At 60.4% G+C, this 16,710-nt stretch carries 12 protein-coding genes; 8 read left to right on the forward strand and 4 right to left on the reverse strand.

The window, feature by feature from the left end; translation table 11 throughout:
- Positions 1-265: 265 nt before the first annotated feature.
- The 3 genes from ACPXYO_RS12550 to ACPXYO_RS12560 all read right to left on the reverse strand — a co-directional run bounded on the left by ACPXYO_RS12550 (position 266) and on the right by ACPXYO_RS12560 (position 6,023).
- On the reverse strand, positions 266-1,897 hold the full coding sequence (locus ACPXYO_RS12550; protein ID WP_423920947.1) for a response regulator receiver domain: 1,632 nt from the start codon (positions 1,895-1,897) through the stop codon (positions 266-268).
- Complete coding sequence (locus tag ACPXYO_RS12555; RefSeq protein ID WP_423920950.1) at positions 1,890-4,823, reverse strand: ATP-binding protein; 2,934 nt, start codon at positions 4,821-4,823, stop codon at positions 1,890-1,892. The genes ACPXYO_RS12550 and ACPXYO_RS12555 overlap by 8 nt, the downstream gene beginning before the upstream one ends.
- Positions 4,824-4,916: 93 nt before the next feature.
- Entirely contained in the window at positions 4,917-6,023 is a 1,107-nt protein-coding gene (locus ACPXYO_RS12560) for a DNA cytosine methyltransferase (RefSeq protein ID WP_423920953.1), read from the reverse strand.
- A gap of 218 nt (positions 6,024-6,241) precedes the next feature.
- Between ACPXYO_RS12560 and ACPXYO_RS12565 the strand changes: the two genes are divergently transcribed.
- Complete coding sequence (locus tag ACPXYO_RS12565) at positions 6,242-7,246, forward strand: ISL3 family transposase (RefSeq protein ID WP_423920956.1); 1,005 nt, start codon at positions 6,242-6,244, stop codon at positions 7,244-7,246.
- Complete coding sequence (locus ACPXYO_RS12570; protein WP_423920959.1) at positions 7,201-7,437, forward strand: transposase; 237 nt, start codon at positions 7,201-7,203, stop codon at positions 7,435-7,437. Before ACPXYO_RS12565 ends, ACPXYO_RS12570 begins: the two co-directional genes overlap by 46 nt.
- Before the next feature lie 124 nt (positions 7,438-7,561).
- Here the strand turns inward: ACPXYO_RS12570 and ACPXYO_RS12575 are convergent, their stop codons facing one another.
- On the reverse strand, positions 7,562-8,878 hold the full coding sequence (locus ACPXYO_RS12575) for a hypothetical protein (RefSeq protein WP_423920962.1): 1,317 nt from the start codon (positions 8,876-8,878) through the stop codon (positions 7,562-7,564).
- A gap of 719 nt (positions 8,879-9,597) precedes the next feature.
- Here ACPXYO_RS12575 and ACPXYO_RS12580 point away from each other — a divergent pair.
- From ACPXYO_RS12580 to ACPXYO_RS12605, 6 genes are all read left to right on the forward strand, one after another.
- Positions 9,598-11,340, forward strand: a complete 1,743-nt coding sequence (locus tag ACPXYO_RS12580) for a DUF4209 domain-containing protein (protein WP_423920964.1) — start codon at positions 9,598-9,600, stop codon at positions 11,338-11,340.
- A gap of 114 nt (positions 11,341-11,454) precedes the next feature.
- Positions 11,455-12,033 (forward strand): hypothetical protein, encoded by a 579-nt coding sequence (locus ACPXYO_RS12585; RefSeq protein WP_423920967.1) that lies wholly within the window; start codon positions 11,455-11,457, stop codon positions 12,031-12,033.
- Positions 12,034-12,362: 329 nt separating this feature from the next.
- The gene (locus ACPXYO_RS12590; protein WP_423920970.1) at positions 12,363-12,578 is read left to right on the forward strand and encodes a hypothetical protein; all 216 of its coding nucleotides are present in this window, start codon (positions 12,363-12,365) and stop codon (positions 12,576-12,578) included.
- Between the two features lie 953 nt (positions 12,579-13,531).
- Complete coding sequence (locus ACPXYO_RS12595; protein WP_423923842.1) at positions 13,532-14,182, forward strand: hypothetical protein; 651 nt, start codon at positions 13,532-13,534, stop codon at positions 14,180-14,182.
- Between the two features lie 77 nt (positions 14,183-14,259).
- A complete protein-coding gene (locus ACPXYO_RS12600; RefSeq protein WP_423920973.1) occupies positions 14,260-14,850 on the forward strand; it encodes an integrase core domain-containing protein in 591 nt (196 codons plus the stop codon).
- 112 nt (positions 14,851-14,962) lie between these two features.
- The gene (locus ACPXYO_RS12605; RefSeq protein ID WP_423920976.1) at positions 14,963-16,648 is read left to right on the forward strand and encodes an ABC transporter substrate-binding protein; all 1,686 of its coding nucleotides are present in this window, start codon (positions 14,963-14,965) and stop codon (positions 16,646-16,648) included.
- Positions 16,649-16,710: the final 62 nt, after the last annotated feature.

Genomic DNA, 16,710 nt, shown 5'->3' on the forward strand with positions numbered 1-16,710 from the left:
CGATCTATGATGTGCTGCGCGACGAGCCTGCGATCGTCAGCGAAATCGCAGCCGAGTGCGGCATCCCGCGCGAGTGGCTGACACAAATCTGGCGACTCGCCGAGCCTCCAGCGGACTCATCCTGACGGTCTGCGCCAACGATGGGGGAGCATCGCGAGTTGAGTGCTGCTGCGTCAGCTCATCGCACCCGAGGCCTGAGCAATTGTCAGTGAGGCTCAGTCGAGCGGTTCTACAAACGCATGCGAGGGCCAAGAGGTGCCTAGGTTCAACGCTGTCGGAGCCACTCGGCATCGTCAGGACCGGGGCGAGCTAGCGCGGCGGCAACTTCTGTCGCGATGCCAAAGGCATGTTCGTCCTTTAGCGCAGCCATCCATATGTACCGACGTGAATTCTCATCTTCAAATATATATCTTCCGCTTGCGTCATGTTGCGCAACGATTTCACCAGGGGGATTTGTGCCAGGCTGAAAGACGGCCACTTCCAATTCCGACAGTCTTGATGCGAGTTCAAGGTGCACCCATGTATCGGTGTCCAATTGCAGAACTACGCGAAGCGTCTTCTGTCCCTTCCTATTTGAGTGTGGCTGCAATGGTGCAAACGGTACTCTCGTAGGCGAATCCAGTCTGACGCTGTCACATTTGGGCAGCAAGCAAAGCAGATACTGGTGGGGATTCTCGCCCTCGATTCGTACTAGGGTGCCGATCGCCAGACATGGCGCGTGTTCCACGTATCTGGTCTTGAGGTTCAGCAACGCTGCGAAGCGTCGATTCGAGAGTTCTGCTGTCGCTTGATCGATTGTAAAGACCTCGGTACTGCTCGGAACCAGCTTGCTTTTTCCACCTTTCGGTAGTCGGCTGGAGTCAGCATCGATCCCCTGTCTCAAGAGGACTCTCCAATTTTCTCTCGCATCAAGGTTGCCATCAAATGTAAAGGGTGAGGCCAGCAACTCAGAATCGGCCTCGTCGAGCCACATATCTATTGCATCGGCGTCGGCGTGGGCTCCGGGCTTCGCTTCTTCAAGTATGGACAAGATCTCGGCTCCGAGCGCCCTGACCAGTTGGTCTTCGGATTCGGGCGGGTGCGGTAGCAGCATTCTATGTCCGAGGTATGCAGCGTCTAAGTCTTGGCTAAACTGTGCTAGCATCTTATGGGCGTTGTCTCGGATCGCTGCGGCACCAGCTACTGCGACATTGGGCAGGAGTCCAGTCGTTAGGCGGCTAAATTCATCTAGCAGCTTGTCGGCAAGACCATCTTCGCTGACTTCCTCCGCTCCGAGGGCGCGGGTTTGGTCATTCAGTGTGTCGGGTTTAGCCAAGATGACTACTCGGAGTGACTTAGTGGCCATGTGGCAACGGTCGGCCATGTGCACATCTTGGTCGCAAATCTCGTGGAGCAGGTCTTCGATACGGTCTGCAATTCTGGCAATGCCAGGTTCGCCGGTATAGATTGCAACTAGACGCAGCCTTGGCGTGTCGCTATCCGCCTCAAGTATTCTGTGAATGATCTCAAGAGCTGAATCGCCGGTCGACTCTTCTAGCTTCCAGTCGAGAATGACGATGTCGGCTCGCATGGCTGTGCTATAGACGCGGTCCTGATATGAATCGTCGGTTCCTGTCGTGAGAACAGCGCAGACGGCTCCTATCCGTGCGAACGCATCAATGACCTGTCCAGCGTTTAAGCGTACTTCGAACGTTTCTCGTGACCTACCCGCACTCGGCGCTATGTCACCAGGAAATTCCGGGGGAACAAGTGACTGGGGACTCGTGGGCGGCGCGGGCAAAGTGCTCGAAGCAGACATTTCAACCTTGTCATCGAGAAGCACAACGCTCTGCAAGAAGGCCTTCGCTACTTCTTTCGATTGGGCCTGCAGATCCGAGTGCCTATGAGCGCTAACCATCGACGTCCGCCGGAATCGGTTGAACAGCGAATGTCGTACCAACCTCCTCAACTTTGTCTACCAGCAGCAGCTCATAATAGGTCTTGTTGAGTACGTCCTTCGAAATATAGAGTCCGAGCCCTCTACCAGCAGGTTTTCTCGTGAATCCCATCTCAAAAATCGCTTCAGAGTCTTGACGCAAGATTCCGGGTCCGTTGTCGGAGATCAGCATCGTATCCCCTTGTGCGTCGAGCCTGATTTCCCGCGGGGGTTGCTGATCACGTAGCCAGTAGATTGCGTTATCGATGAGATTGACAAACACCGGGTAGAAGGTAGATGGATGTCCCATGAAGCGATGCCGCTGAAATGCACGCGTGGCAGTTAGGCTGACGTCGTGCCTTCCAAGCCGATCGTCAAAGAGATCTTCGAGAAACTTACTGAGATCGCTTCCTCTGATTTCGATCTCGGTCTTTCGTTGGCGATTATGAAACGGCGTGAATAGAGCCAGGTAGTTGTCAAGATGATCGAAGCCCGCGCTCATCCCTTCGTACATTTCCGCGAGCTGATCATTGACATCAGCCCAGGCATGGAAGCGCTGGAGGTTCTTTCTGATCGAACGGATCACTGCCTGGAATTCATGGTCTATGATCTCGACGGCCATGCCTAGCTGCGTGAGTTGTAAGTCGAAGTCTGCCCGTTCTTGCAGTTCTAGCAGCTCCTCTTCCATCGCGCCGATGGTGTCTGATGCAGTCGCTATCTCTCCGTCGGCATCTAGCTCGACGGAAATGGCGGACAGTTGGTTTGTAATCGCGTCGACGAGGTACTTTCTCTTGCTTGCTGTGTCCCTGATGTCGGATTCGATTCCAAGCCTCAAATCGACGAGATTGGAGTCGCTCATATCATCTACATTCGTCTGTTGAATGCGCGAGGCTATTTCATTGAGGTGTGACTCTAGGCCCATGATGGCGTTCTGTACAGCTTCAGTAACCTTCTTGGTGGTATCGCGCAGTTGCATTTCGGTGTATCGGCGGCTTGTGCCGAGTTCGTGTCTAGCGAGATGCTGTGCCTCTGAAACGGCTGCATCAAATCGCTGACGCCTCGCCAAGTTCAATCCCTCCGTTGCTTCAGCTATGTCTTCCCGAATTGTCTCCAAGCTCGGCTGTACATATTCGGCATCAAAGCCCGCGTATTCTTCTTGGTAGGCGTTCAGGTCTCGGCGTAGTGCTTTCGGTATTGCGAATCCGCGCTGGGCTGGTATGCGGAGAGCGTCACCAACTGCCACAACTACTGATGTCGCTTGCGATTCTGCCCGAATGATAGCCCTGAGTCGATCATCCTCATCTGCGAGCCTGTGTGCGGCACGCAACCGTCTGGACAATGCATCCAACGCAGCGTCCACTTGTCGTCTCGGCTCGTGGCTCGCGATGGCTGCTCCTCGCTCTTCGAGAAGACTTCGCAAGTTAGCTCTACGCTCGCGCGCACGTTCAGCGTGCTTGGCGCGCAGCTTGGCTTGTCGGTCTAGTTCACTCTTGGTCTGTTGATATTGAGCGCCTCGGGCAGCTTCGGTGCGGAAATAGTCCGCGGCAAGCTGAATCAAGAAGTTTTCGAGTATTGCGCGAAACGTCCGGTACGCCGAATTATCTCGGAAACCCTCACGGCCCGCCTTCTCCACTAGTCGGCTCGCACTCTCTACCGGAAGTTCGATCGCTCCGAACATTCTGCGATATGAAAAAAAGTAGTAGGCTGCACCAAGATTTCGTCGAACCTCCACGCCGAGAAAGTCGAAATCGGTGTTGCCGTAGGGCAACACTCGGATTCCATTACGATAAATATATAGGCCGCCCATTCTGTCAAGTTTTGCCGCGAGCTGGCTCCACTGATCGTGAGGCATGCGAGATTCCCGCGACGCTCCTTGCAAATAGGCAAAGTCAATAGAGAAAGGGCCGCAAGCGGTTGGGTGCCCCTTCGCTTCCGGCCATGGGATAACGTGCTCTTCAGGTTCAATGCCATAAACCGAAACGGTACCGACGAATTGCCCGTAATCATCGAATTCTCCGCGTATGTGATGATCTGCGTCTTTGAATTCGCTGGGTGTAAAGAATTCTTGTGTGCCGATTATCGATTCTGAGAGATCGTTGGAAAGATGATCTCGAAACGACGTTGTAATGACTGGTTCAGCGCGATCGGGAATCATGGTGTTAGTGAAACCCATGAGAGTCTTTTGCAAATCGCCAATTCTGCGCTGCTCCGGCTTAGCATCTAGCGCAATGGCAAGCATCGGATCGGTTGGTTGAATGTAGAAATGGGTGCCGACTGTGTCTGGCTCTAACCGTGCTGACTGAAAGCGATCTTGGAGGCGGCTGACGTTGAAGGACGCGTCATCGAGTTGTTGGTTGATTTCATCGATAAGTTGGGATCCGAAACCAGCACCTATCTGCCGTAGATTATCGCGAACTATCTCGACTAGAAGGAGTAGATCGTCCGTATCCGGCAGGACCCCGTCATTGAATTCGAGAACCGGTACCTCTATCTCGTCGAGTGGTAAACCGGGCAATGTGAATAGGGACCAATTGACGAACGACGCAATAGTGGGATAAATTCCGTCAGTTCGCTTGGCGCGCGTTACGAGGAGAACTTGTGGTCCTATCGCAGCGATCGCTAGCCGTCCGATTCCCTTTTCGCCCGTTGGTACGCGCCGAGCAAGTCCTAAATCATTGGCAACAGAATCTAGGCTAGTGTCTCTGGTCAGTTTGCTATCGGTTCCGAGTACTAACCACTTTTCCGAAATGTCCTTCGGGGTCATGCCCAGTCCATCGTCTCTCAAGACAAGAAGCCGTTCAGGCCGATAGAAGTCTGCCTCTACGCGTGTCGCGTAGGCGTCGTGGGCGTTCTTGAAGACTTCACTGATAGCCGTCGGAATGCCCGCGATCTGCTGGCGTCCCAGCATGTCAACCGTTCGCGCGCTGGTACGAAACCTAGGCACGATTAGATTCAGACGGGGCGGTGCAGATGCTGTTCATGGGTCAAGTTGTTTGGACTATTAGTAGTCGTTCTGAGAAAGTTGTTTCAGATGAGCAATGATCGATTCGCCGAAGCGTTGTGCTAGCAGTGCCGGAACGGCATTTCCGATTTGTTTGGCCTGCGAGTTCAGATTACCTGTGAACGTGAATTCAATGGGGAACGTTTGCAAGGCGGCAGCCTCTCGAATGCTGAGGGCTCGGTCCTGTTGTGGATGTCCGAAACGGCCATTGGAGTAGCTAATGCACCGAGTCGTCAAGGCAGGCGCTGGCGCGTTCCACCTCAAGCGGCCGTAGACATCGGTGTATCCCTTGAATCCAGATCGGCGGCTATTGGGCTGGAGGTGCGGGGGCAAATCGCGCCACCCGCCTCCTGGCGGCGTTGCTCGGATTCGCTCTAGATTAAGCGGTGACAAACGGGCTGCTCGATGACTTGGCATTGTAGGATGCGTCTCTCCTGCTGCGATTGCGGGAAGACTTCCAATCCAATCGGCCACAGTCGAGTATTTAGGGGATGGGCTGTCGGGGCCGTGCGTTTCCTTTGGATGTGCGATTGAACCCAATAGGCTCGCCATGAGCACGAGACGCCCACGTCGTTGTGGCACACCGTAATCCTGTGAGCGAATTACCCCGTGGCTCACTCGGTAGCCCAATTCGCTCAAAGCTTGTGTGAATCTTTGGAATAGGTCTTTGCCGGCACTGCCGTCTCGCAATCCGGGAACGTTCTCTGCAAAGATCAGCTCTGGCCGGTGCCTGTATACGAATCGGAGTAGGTGATAAAGAAGCTGCAATCGAGTGTCATCTGGATCTGCAACGCCGCGCCGCTGTTTAGAGAACGGCTGGCATGGTGCGCAGGCGTTGAACAACAACGGATGGTCGGCCCAGGCATCGACGAGTCCGTCAATCGCGTCCTCTGACACCTGCTCGATGTCTGCCAAGATGAACTCGGCGCCCGTGAAGTTGGATTGGAAGGTTTGCGCGGCGTCGGAGTCGTTGTCCAATCCAAAGGCGATTTCTAATCCTGCGGCGCGGAAACCAGCGCTGGCGCCTCCGCACCCGCAAAAGAAGTCAAAGACCTTTGCAGTCTTGAGCAGATTCGGCGCGGGCCGTGATCTCACCTGAAGGGTCATCACTCGGCCCCGCCCGTGTTGGCAGACGACTTAGCGCTCATGGTAGCGGCAGCGGGCTCCGATATCCAGTTCTGCGTATGTAGAGGCCGTCGAGTTGCGCTTCATAGAAGTCGGCCCTTCGCGAAAATGTGGGATGACGGGGGGTTGAGGGTCCGCTTGTAGGGGTCGAGGCCCTGCTGGGATCGGTGTTGTTGGATGCCGAACCCTGGAGGGCCTCGATGGCGAGTGATGTTATGTCGGTGCGGCTGTGGCTGCCGTGCATCAAGGTGCTGGAGGTCGTGGCGGACGCGCCGGAGTGGCTGGCGGTGAGGGTGGCCTCGACGGTGTCGCGTCCGCGCTGCTGTGATTGCGGGACGCCGGGCGGGCGCTGCCATGACCGCCGGGAACAGAAGATCCGGGACTTGGGGGTCTCGGGACGGCCGGTGCTGTTGTTGTGGGTGCGGCGCCGCATGGTCTGCGACGTCTGCGGTCGGCGGTTCTTGGAGGACCATCGGGCGTTCGAAGGCAAGGTCACGGCTCGTGTGGCGCGTCGGCTGGTGGCCGATGCCCGCTTGATGCCGGTCAACGCCGTCGCTGGTCGCCACAAGGTGGGCTGGCACACGGTGATGGCCCTGGTGGCCGCATATGCCGGTCTGGTCGCCCGGCACCGCCGCCGCCGGCGATGCCGGGTGCTGCTGGTGGACGAGACCTCGATCCGCAAACGGCACCGCTACGTGACGGTGCTCGTCAACGGCGACACCGGCGAGGTGCTCGCGATGGTGCCCCACCGCCCCAGCCAAGCGCTCAGCGCGTTTCTGGCGGCTCAGGGGCACAAATGGTGCCGCGGCGTCAAGGTCGTGGTGTCCGACGGGTCACGCGCGTACAAGGCAGCGATCGACCAGCGGCTCGGCCACGCCCGCCACGTCCTGGACCGGTTCCACGTCATCCGGTGGTTCGGTGCGGGGCTCACCGCGGTCCGCCGAGACGTCCAGCGCCGCCCCGAGGGCTCCAAGCCCGCCTTCGACCGCGACGTGTTCCGGGCCAGGTTCCTGCTGATGCGCAGACCCGACAAGCTCGACGCCGCCGACCAGGCCCGCCTCGACGCCCTGTTCGCCGCCCATCCACGGCTCAAATCAGCCTGGGACGCGCGCTCGGCGAGCTGCACGGCCTCTATCTCGCCAAGGACCCCAAAGGCGCGATGGCCGCGCTCGACAGGTTCGCCGACATCTACAGCACCGGGCTGATCCCCGAATTCAGCGACACCGTCGACACGCTCCTCGCATGGCACACCGAGATACTCGCCTGGCACCACACCGCACGGCCAAGCAACGGCCGCATCGAAGGCACCAACAACCTGCTCCAGGTCCTGCGAAGAACCGCTCACGGGTTCACCAGCTACACGAACTTCGAAGCCCGCGGCATCCTGCTGACATAATCGACCCGCCGAGCCCAGCAGCCCAAATCCCACAAAAACGCGAAGGCTCGAATGGTGCTGTCGAAATCTGAGCCAGGAAGCCCCGATTGATCGACGATCATCGGACAGCCGCGGGCGGGAACTGCTACCGGGTGCTGCTGCCGCTGCCCAACGATTGGCTTGTAGATGCGTCATTCCTACTGTGCGGCATGTCGTACTTCATGCCGCGCGCGGTGGCTCGGAATCTGTCGCAGAAATGCCCTTCGTGGCCCAGTTTTCGCAGGATGAGCAGTTCCAGGTAGTACAGGCAGGTGTCCCAGGCGCGCCACAGTTCGTCGGTGTCGGGGTAGCAGGGCTTGTGATGGACGATTCTGTTGCGGACGTCGACGAGGGTCTCGGGGCCGTCGAACTTCTTTTTCGGTCGCCTGATCTTGTCCTTGATGCGATGCGGCAGGTTGTGCTCGTGGAGAACGGCTTGGAGCTTCTGGAGGTTCAGGTTTTTTCGTCTTTGGGTTTCTAGACCGATGTACCCGGCCAGGATGCGCATGTCGATCGGGATCGACTGGTCCTGGGCGACGCAGTAGGTCGAGATCATTGTTCGCAGCTCATGGGTGCTGGCTTCATCTGCGCGCCAGATGGAATGGATGGCCCGGAACAGCCTGTCCAACTCGTGTTCCATGCCGAGCGTGTACCAGCTCTGGGCCGATGCGGCCTCGTCGACTGGGGTCACGCCCCAATGCGTGATAATCGGATCGCGTTGGGGCTGCGGGCCGGGATCGTCAGCGAAACCTGCTGCCAACGCGATGCCGACTCGTCTGCCTCGCACGAACGACAAGAACCAGTGCAGACATCTCAGGATGTCGTGTGCGTCGCGGAACGCGAAGGGCTGGCGGTCGGCACGGCTGAGACGGCCGCAGTGCGTCACCGTGAACGCCCGGTCGGCCTCTGCGTTCCGCCACTGCTCGCTGAGGCGAGGGTCGCCGTCGATCGTGACCTCCCAGCCGTCCGACGACCACTGGTGCCTGTTGAGCGACCAGCCGGACGATTCTTCGCAGCGCGTGTCCGCGGTCCCGAGAATGTCTCCCCAGTTGAGAACATCGAATCTGACCTCGGTCACATCGATCTTGCTGGACGGCTCATAGGAGGGCAACCTGCCGCTCACAGAACACGTCACGCCTGGCCCTCGGTGGATCTTCGTGGTCCTCAGATCGATCAGTTCGCCGTCAGGGGGACGGCATCGAAGCAACACATTCGGGCCATCGTTGCCCTCAGCCTCCGGAGCGTTCGCGTTGTCGAAGCTCCAGTCCACACGCGGGGTGGGCTGAGTGGTGAACACGAAACACCAGTCGCCTTCCTGTTCGGCCGCCGCCGCGCTGTCCGACTCGACGCCCGGCTGCGCGGCGCTCACGAACGCTCTCAGCAGCAGACGATCGTCTCGGTTGAACCCAAACTGAGGCGTCATGCCGACAGGGAACCGACACCAGAATGGTTGGTCTTCGGTGAAGGCGTCTGTCTCTTCAGGAGATTCTGCTCCCACTGCAGCGACGCTAACGGCACAGTCGCTACGATTTCCGACCTCTGAGCGTTCCACAAGTCGAACCGCGCCGCAGCGACTCGCGGTCTACGGCGCCCAGGACGGGCGTTCCGCTCTGGTCGCACGAGAGCCGCCAGAGCAAACCGACAGCCCTTCCGCAGAACGCCGAACACCCCGGATACCCGCATCGAGCACCGAATTTGCACCGCGAAACGCGTTCCAGAACGGGCCTGGACGCGTTGACAATTCCGGTTTGGCGCGTTCTCCAAACAGAAGCGCCGCCGCAAACCCGCGTCAGTGTTGGACTTCCGAAACCCGCACTTGCTCCGTCCCCGATGGCGTCGTTCGCAGATCACCGCCATCGCTGTCGACGGGACAGCATTGCCTGCGCGGGCCACGACGGAATCGTGCGCCTCGAAGGATGCACTCGCCGAGTATCGCGGCGACACGGCAGAGGATGCCGACAGTGCCGCTTGGTCCGCGGAGCCGAATCGGCTCAGCGCATCGCCGGTGTCGTCCACGGGCGAGATCCGCCCCATAGGTGAGCGCTGCAGCCAGACCGCGCACAGGCGATATGCCACGACGAGGCAGCCGTGTCAGCGAAGACTGCGGGTTTGGTGTCACAGGGGCCTGGAAGGATGATCGTGATGACTTCGAAGACAGTCGATCGCGCCCCCTACGTCGAGACTGTTGCGCGGGTGTGCGCGCAGGTCGACGCCGAGCAGGGCCGACGGTTCGTGATCTATCCGGTTCACGATCGTCTACAGGCGCTCTCGAAGGACCGGCCCGACGATGACGTGCTGCGGGCGCTCGCGGACGCCTGCGGCTATCACATGAGACGATCCGCTCGCGATGTCCCGTTCGCCTGCGGCCCCTTCGAGCCGCTGTTCGTGTTCGGCAATCAAGACGACACCGCAAATGTGTATCCGATGCCGCTGGACAGCGTTGAGCACGACGTGCTCGACGTGTGGAGCGCGTGCACCAGCCACGACGCGATGCATCCGCTGGTGCGCTCCCGTCTTTGCGATCTGTTGTGGGTTCGACGCCACAGCGGCCCGAAACTGTGGTTCCGCGAAGCGGTGCTCGCGTATCTCGATCTCGCAGACACACCGGTGGATGTTCTTGAGCGCAGCGCTGGACTGACACGAGCCGTCGACATCTGCAAGGAAACTCGCCAGCAGGACCTGCTGGACCGTGTTCTCGCATCGCTCGCTCGTGTCGTTCGGGAGTCTCTGAGCAGGACCACTGACGAGTTCGGCATCGTGGCCCGCGGCCTCGATGCGCTGGCTGAAAGCGGGTTCGAGTGCGCCGAAATCATGTCGGCGGCATCTGAGGTGTACTGCGATGATCCGTGGCAGGTCTCAAGACTGCGAGAAATAGCGCTCAAGATCGCACCCAACGAACAGGAGCGCCAGCGGCTGCAAGCCGAGCGCGTCGAGGCGTTCGAAGCTGCTGCTGAAGCTGCGGACGGGCTGCTGCGTTTCTCTCACTTGAGCACTGCTTTGGAGATCGCTGAATCCGCGGGGCTGACCAGCGACTCTCAGCGGCTGCGAAACAAGCTGGAGAACACCGACGCTATGGAAGACGCTCATCACGTCGAGGTCAGCGGCGAGATCGACATGACCGAAATGCGCGCCGAGGTGGACTCCATATTAGGAGACGGCGATCTTCGCGAGGCGCTGCTGCGCTATGGGGCGCTGCTGCCCATCAGCGACCCTGAGGAAACTCGGGAAGAGGTCGCAGCGCAGCGCAACGCTTATCCGCTGCAGTCGTTGGTCACCCAAATCCGAATCGGCCCGCACAACTCCGCAGTGGTGCTTCCCAGCGGCCACGAGATGCGCGACGCTGCCGAAATCGGCGAGAGAGACGCAATGCGCATCGGCGTCTTCGCTGCTGTCACAGGCAAGCTCGCCACGGACGAGATACAGCGCCGGTACGAGCCAGGCTCAGCCGAACTCACCGAGTGCATCCAGAACACGATCATCACGCCACAGATCGCGCAGCGAATCGCGCGATCTCATGAACGATGGCTCGACGGCGACTGCACCAGCGCAGTCTCAGTGCTGATCCCCACACTCGAACAAGCCGTGCGGAACATCTGCAGCCACGTCGGCATCAACGTGACCAAAGCACCTCAAACCACGACACCCACATCAGAAGCCCGAACCCTTCAACCGCTGCTAGCCGAACTCGAAGACTTCCTCGGAACAACACGACATCGATACCTCCAAGCAGCGCTCACTGACCGTTGGTCGCTGAACCTGCGAAACAACTTCGCTCACGGACTCGACGCCGAAGCCACACCCGAGCAGTACATCGTCTTGTTCCACATCGCATGCGTTCTGTTCTTCGCCGCGGAATGCGCCCTCGCAGCCAACGACGGCAACTAGGCGAGACGTTGGCAGCGAAATGATCCGGCTGCTAGTTGAGGCACAATGCAGGCACCTTGGCAGGTCGGCAACGACGATCCTGAAGACAGCTTGAGACTGGGTTCCCGGAGCGACATGAGCAACACATCAATAGGTGCCCTTCCCGCCGCGCAGCCTGACGGTCGCATCGCGTGGGTTGTGCGCAGCGGCCGCAAGGGCAAAGAGACCGTCGATTTCAATCTGCGTGAGAGCATGGTGACGTTGGGATGGGGCGACTGGGTAGCCGAGGTCGATGTCGCCGACCATGGAAGCAAAGAAGAACTCGATGAGTACTTCGAACACAATTTCTCGGAATTCAAGCGCAGCAAGAGACGCACGGCCCGCCACAAGATCCTGAGGTTCCGCGACCAGATACGCGAAGGCGACATCGTGGTTCTGCCGCTCAGAAACTCAGCGACCGAGGACGCGTGGATCGCGATCGGGGAAGTGACAGGGCCGATGGAACGCGACCCGCGGCACCCCGAAGGCGCATACCTGTTTCGACGCGTCAAGTGGCTGCAAACAGCAGCGGACGAGTCGAGCGCGTTGCCTGACCTGGTGGGATCGATCAAGCAGTCACAGCCGACCGTGTTCCGTCCTCGAAAAGCCAAGCACGCTGCGGAGCGTCTCATGCATCTCGCTGCGCACGGCACCGATCCCGGAGTCCGGCCATAGCGACAGTGCGTCCTCGCCGAGACCGACGCTCGACCTGACCAGGAATACTGACAAGTGCTCGCCGGGACCAAGAGGGATCGAACAGGACTGCCGGGCGCATACTGAACGTCTGCGAACGCATCGTGCAGATTTCGCCGTGGCGCTGCTGCGTCGACAAGCGCTCACCTCGGCGGGCGAGTCCGTACGAAATGCCCGCAAGGTGTGCTTCCGGATCGGTGAGAATCCTTGCAAATCAGGGCGAGACCACTGGCGAGCGGCGAACTTGCGACCCTCTGACTCGCGGCAGCGAGTTTCGGGCTGGCGCTTGATGTAGCGCTACCGTGGCGGGCATGGCAGCACGACGGCACGGCAAACCGCGTCGAAAGCCCGACTCTTCGGAGCTGATCCCCGCTGCCCCGAAGAACATCGCCCGCGCGCTCATGTCGCGCCCGCCCTTCAAGCCCGACGAGTGGCGCTACACAGACCGCAAGTCGATTGACGACAAAGACCGAAATTCGGCTCTGCGCGGCATGCCAGCGGACCGACCCCTACGAGGAAGTCGTTGAACAGATGGGTGACGGTCTCGGTCGCTGGCTGGTTGTCATTGACGAGTTCGCACACAGCGACTCCCATCGATGGCGAGTGAGCGAGGCGCGGCGTCGGGCCAAACGTTGGGTTCTTTACGCGCGCCAACAGGGCCGCGATCCGACGGTCAACGACGAAACGTTGGTGCTCGCCTACCTAGAGCAACTGCGCACGTTGACAGAACCACAGCGAATCGTCGCGGAGTCAACCAAGAGGAACGTCCATTCCACGTTGCGGGCTTGGTTTAGATGGTGGGAGCAGCATTAGCCCTCTCGCTTGGGCAATCGCTTTGCAGGCCCCTGATCCACAAGCCCCAGTCCACCAAACTCAAGCCCGTCGTCGCTCACCGACATAACCCCTTGGAATGGCTCCACATTTGCCTCCGCGATGCTGTGACCAGCGCAAACACCTGCCGTCACAACTCCCGCTGGCATCAAGTCCGAGCGAATTCGGCTCTCTCGGGGACACGATGAGGTGTACGCCGTCACACGCCGATGCCAGCCCGGAGGAGCGCTATGCTGCAAAATGCGCCTCTGACCTGCACAAACGCTGCGCTGAACCGTCACAAGGGCAGCGCGACAGCGCCGATCCGAAATGTGGAGTACCCCCCATTTCAAATGTGGAGCCTCAATTCTGAGGGTCTCTGCGGCGAGCAAACCCGCAGGTCAGGAGTACCGGGCGCTAACTCGCAAACAAGCCACGCAGGGCGTATTTGCGCGTTGTGGGGTCTGGTGTTTGCGGGCTAGCCGAATTTGCGCGTGTTGAGGGCGTTCGGGCGCGCGCGTGTGGAATTTTTGGGTCTGCGGGCGTTGAGGTGTCGTGTCCCGTGTCATCGTTTGTTGCTCAGGTTCGGGTTTGATGCCCGTGCAAGGAGAGACAGGTGCCGAGACCGTCGAATAAGTCCGCGGAGCAGAAGCTCCAAGTGGTGCTGAGTGTGCTGCGGGGTGAGCAGAGCGCTGCTGAGGCTGGCCGCAAGGCTGGGGCCGGTGAGCAGTCGGTGCACAACTGGAAGCGTTTGCTGGTGGAGTCGGGTCGGGAGGGCCTGGCTGGGGGCCGTAGGCGCCGGACGTCTCGTGAGGTCGAGCTCGAAGCGGAGAACGAGGAGCTGAAAGCGGCACTGGGCGAAGCCCATGTGGAGCTGCGGGTGTGGCGCAAGGGGGGGAGTATCTCCCCCCGTTGGGGACCTCGAGATGATCCGCACCGACGCGGGCATGCCCATCACGAGGTTCGCGGCTGTGGTCGGCGTGCCCCGACGGACCTGCCAGTACCGGTTGGCCACCCGCCGCGCCGGTGGCCCGCCGAAAGGGCCGTGGCCTGCGCCCGTGGTGGATCGGATAGAACCGGCAGTTGCCGAGCTGGCTGGGGAGTGGCCGGGGTGGGGGCATCGCAAGATCTGGGCCATGGGCCGCTACGACGGCCACGACTTCGGGTCCCAGTCGTCGGTCAGGCGGGCGATGGCCCGCCGGGGCCTGGGCCAGCCGATCCGCTGCCAGGCCGAGCGGCGCCAGCTCGCCAGGGCCCGCAGAGCGGTCTTCGCCGACGCCCCGTCGAGACCGAACCGGGTATGGCAGGCCGAGGTCTCTGAGTTCGAGACCGCAGCGCAGGGCACCCGCCAGCTCGGCGGCGTGGTCGACTATGCCGCCAAAGTGGCTGGCGTGCCCGGTGAGCGCCACCGGGACCGCCGGGGACCTGTGCGCAGCGTTCGATGCCTCCGGGGCCCGAGCCGGCGAGCTGCTCGGGCACGCTCTCATCGAGGACTGCACCGACCCCGACACCGGCGAGACCGCCCCGGTCGTGATCGTGACCGACAACGGCCCCGCCACCAAATCAGCAGCCGCGGCCCGCTGGTTCGCCGCCAGGCCGCACTTCGCGCACGTGCGCACCCGGCATCGCTCGCCGCACACCAACGGCGTGATCGAGCGCTGGTTCGAAGCCCTCAAATACGAGCGGCCCTGCCGCCACGACATCGCAGACCGCATCAACCTCGCCGCCCACGCCGCCGACTACATCGACGAATACAACCGCGTCAGGCCCCACGAGAACCTCGACTGGGCACGCCCCCTCGACGCGCACCCCCAAGCCCCGACCCTCAAACAAGACGCACCCGAGACTGAGCAACAAACGATGACACGGGACAGTTTGGAACGGATTTCGCGCGATCCTGGAACGTTTCTTGGGCTCGTGGGCGCGAAAGCCCAAGTCAGAGGCGTGATCGCCGTGTTTGTCGCCTGCCTATCCCGACAGGGTCGATAGTGTTGTCGGCCAAGCCTTGAGGGAAACCTGGCGCAGGGGCTAGGTGTAGGTATAGCAATTACCTAAGGGAGAGAAATCTGTGACACATCTACGCAAATCCAAGATGAGGCCGTTGTGGTTGCTGCTAAGTGCATTCGTTTTGGTCGCGGCGGCCTGTGGTGACGATAACGGCGGCGGTGCCGACGAGCCCGCAGCCGACGAGCCCGCAGCCGACGAGCCCGCAGCCGACGAGCCCGCAGCCGACGAGCCCGCAGCCGACGAGCCTGCAGCCGACGAGCCCGCAGCCGACGAGCCTGCAGCCGACGAGCCTGCAGCCGACGAGGCCGCAGCCGACGAGCCCGCAGCAGAGGGCGGCGAGCTGATCATCGCGCTCACGACGCAGCCCAACGCGATCGACGGCGCGAACGCGGCCGAACGCAACGCAGGCAATGTGGCCAACCAGATATTCGATCCGTTGGTGTGGATCAATGACGACTTGGAGTTCGAGCCAGCTCTCGCCGAGTCGTGGACAGTATCTGACGACGGTCTAACGTACACTTTCAAATTACGTGAGGACGTGGTGTTCCATAACGGCGAACCGTTCAACGCGGACGCCGTAGTATTCTCGTGGGAGGTACAAAGGACCCCGGACAATCAGTACTTCAACTACTACCAACGAGCGTCCGAGGTTAACAAGATCGACGAATTCACTGTCGAACTCGTCGCACCGGAATCCAATGCACTATTCCTCGGTCTCACGGCTGGTATATGGTTCTTTGTTCCTCCTGAATACTACGCTGAGGTCGGGCTCACGGGGTTCGGCCAAGCGCCGGTAGGCACCGGTCCGTTCATGCTGACCGAGTGGGTCCAAGGTGACCGCATCGTGTTGGACCGGAATCCGAACTACTGGCGTGAGGGCTTCCCCAAACTTGACCGGCTCATATTCCGGCCGATCACCGAGTCCTCCACCCGGGCCTCAGCGATCCAGACGGGCGAGGTCGACATCGTGAGCCGCCTCAGCCCCGACGAAGCTGCATCGCTAGAGGGCATCGACGGGGTCAACGTCATCGAGTACCCAACCAACCGCGTGTACTACATCGCGTTCAACAACCTCACCACTGGTGTGGGCGAACCAACCGAAGATCCCCGCGTGCGCCAGGCCCTCAACTATGCGGTCGACGTCCAAGGCATCATCGGCGCTCTGTTCAACGGCAAGGGCAGCCAAGCCACCGGGATGATGACGCGGGCCGACTTCGGTTACAACGACGAGCTCATACCGTATCCCTACGACCCTGATCGGGCGCGGGAGCTGTTGGCCGAAGCCGGGTTCGCCGATGGGTTCGACATTGGATTCGCGTGCCCGTCGGCTGCCTACACCAACTTCGAGCAGGTGTGCGAAGCCGTCGCGGCCCAACTCGGCGAGGTCGGAGTCAATGCGTCATTTGAGATCATCGAGTCCGGGGCCTACTGGGACCTGGAGGCGGATAAGCAGCTACCGCCGCTATTCGGCGATAGCTGGTCGAACGCCAATCCTGAGGGATGGGACCGCCTGCAGGGGGCCATGGGCGGCAACGCTGCAAGCTTCTCAGCATGGTCTGACCCCGTGGTTGACGATCTCCTCGTTCAGATACTCGCGACCCCCGACGACGACGAGCGTGCGGATCTGTACCGACAGCTGCAACAGCGGATGTACGATGACCCGCCATTCATCTATCTCTACGTGCCGTTTTCATTCGAAGCAACCAGCGATCGAGTCTCCAACTACAAGCCGCGCTCGGCCGAGGAATATTGGCTCTGGGACCTAGCGGTGGCTCGCTGACAAACGCTGGCTCGTAAGCCAATGGTCGACTGGTGGGCCGAGGTACTACACCTCGGCCCACC

The organism is Candidatus Poriferisodalis sp., assembly GCF_965237655.1.
Taxonomy (GTDB): Bacteria; Actinomycetota; Acidimicrobiia; order Acidimicrobiales; family Poriferisodalaceae; genus Poriferisodalis.

Excerpts from the sequence above, each read along its gene's own strand:
- ACPXYO_RS12550 (WP_423920947.1), bottom strand. The coding sequence starts at position 1,897 with ATGGTTAGCGCTCATAGGCACTCGGATCTGCAGGCCCAATCGAAAGAA.
- ACPXYO_RS12555 (WP_423920950.1), bottom strand. The coding sequence starts at position 4,823 with ATGCTGGGACGCCAGCAGATCGCGGGCATTCCGACGGCTATCAGTGAA.
- ACPXYO_RS12560 (WP_423920953.1), bottom strand. The coding sequence starts at position 6,023 with ATGACCCTTCAGGTGAGATCACGGCCCGCGCCGAATCTGCTCAAGACT.
- ACPXYO_RS12565 (WP_423920956.1), top strand. The coding sequence starts at position 6,242 with ATGGCGAGTGATGTTATGTCGGTGCGGCTGTGGCTGCCGTGCATCAAG.
- ACPXYO_RS12570 (WP_423920959.1), top strand. The coding sequence starts at position 7,201 with ATGGCCGCGCTCGACAGGTTCGCCGACATCTACAGCACCGGGCTGATC.
- ACPXYO_RS12575 (WP_423920962.1), bottom strand. The coding sequence starts at position 8,878 with ATGACGCCTCAGTTTGGGTTCAACCGAGACGATCGTCTGCTGCTGAGA.
- ACPXYO_RS12580 (WP_423920964.1), top strand. The coding sequence starts at position 9,598 with ATGACTTCGAAGACAGTCGATCGCGCCCCCTACGTCGAGACTGTTGCG.
- ACPXYO_RS12585 (WP_423920967.1), top strand. The coding sequence starts at position 11,455 with ATGAGCAACACATCAATAGGTGCCCTTCCCGCCGCGCAGCCTGACGGT.
- ACPXYO_RS12590 (WP_423920970.1), top strand. The coding sequence starts at position 12,363 with ATGGCAGCACGACGGCACGGCAAACCGCGTCGAAAGCCCGACTCTTCG.